Here is a 1,281-nt window from a genome sequence, read left to right on the forward strand (position 1 = left end):
GTCGGGGGTGTGTCAGTCGGTGGTGGGTGCCGGGAGGGGGTAGCGGGTGGGGTCGACGGGCCCGGGGAGGTGGGTGGCGGGGTGGGCGGGGGCGGTCGGGGCGTTGGGCATCTGTTGTTGTGGGGGTGGTGGGGTGATGTGTTTGAAGGAGATGCCGGGTGGGGTTTTCACGGGTGTGGTGGTGCCGGGTGTGGTGAGGGGGGTGTCGTGTCCGGGGCAGGTGGTGGTGGCGGGGGGCAGGGGGTGGGGGCTGGTGGGGGCGGGGGTGTTGCCGGTGATGCAGTTGCCTCCGGTGCGGGCGGTGGCCAGGACGAGGGTGCCGGCGGTGATGGTGTTGTCGCGGATGGTGTTGCCCTGGGCGGGGTAGCCCTGGACGTCGCGCAGGACGAGGGCGGCCACGCGGTGGTCCTCGATGCGGTTGCGTTCGATGCGGTTGCGGGTGCCGCCGCCGATCCCGATGCCGATGCCGAAGCCGCCGTCGGCCTGTTCGGGGCTGCGGTCGTCGTTGTTGCCGGTGACGGTGTTGCCGACGACCACGGCCCCGTGCTGCGGGCCCAGGGCCTCCAGGTTGTTGGAGTTGACGGTCACACCGACCCGGTTGCGGCGCACGGTGTTGGCCAGGAAGTACAGGTTGCGGGAGGCGTTGGTGACCTCGATGCCGATCGCGTTGTGCTCCAGGGTGTTGTTCCGCACCACGGTGTCGCACGGGTCGCACTGCCCGACGTAGATCCCCGAGTCGGACTGCCCCGAGGCGTAGGAGCGCTCGATGACACCACCGCGCGCGTCGAAGGCGTAGATGCCGTACAGGGCGTTGTTGTACGCGGTCACGTACGAGGCCCGGAACCCCTTCAGCGGCGGGAACCTGACCGTGTCCAGCGGGTCGTACCCCTCGCCCCCGCCCGCACCCGCGCCCTGCAGGCGCTCGTCGGTGACACCGGTGAACAGCACCCCGTTCGCCAGATGGTTGCGGACGGTCAGGTTCTCCACCACCGACCCCGCACCGGTGACCGTGATCCCGTTGGCACGCCGGAACTCCCCGTCCACGACCGTCCCCTCGCGGTCCGCACCGCGCAGCACCACCCCCGGACGGCGCACGGTCACCGCCTCACGGTAAACACCCGAAGAGACCAGCACGACATCCCCCGATCGGGCGACATCCACCGCCTCCTGGATCGACGGATACCCCCCGGGCACCCGCAACACCACCGGCGGCCCGGACAACCCCCGCTTGCCATCACCACCGGACGAACCACACCCGGACAGGACCAGAAGCACCACCGA

General features: G+C 70.6%; 1 protein-coding gene. It reads right to left on the minus strand.

The annotated features are described in order from the left end of the window. Positions 1 to 12 precede the first annotated feature (12 nt). Positions 13 to 1,101 (minus strand): right-handed parallel beta-helix repeat-containing protein, encoded by a 1,089-nt coding sequence (locus ABZZ04_RS39370; protein WP_356937048.1) that lies wholly within the window; start codon positions 1,099 to 1,101, stop codon positions 13 to 15. Positions 1,102 to 1,281: the final 180 nt, after the last annotated feature.

The sequence above is a fragment of the Streptomyces sp. NPDC006435 genome (genome assembly GCF_040612315.1).
Lineage (GTDB): Bacteria > Actinomycetota > Actinomycetes > Streptomycetales > Streptomycetaceae > Streptomyces.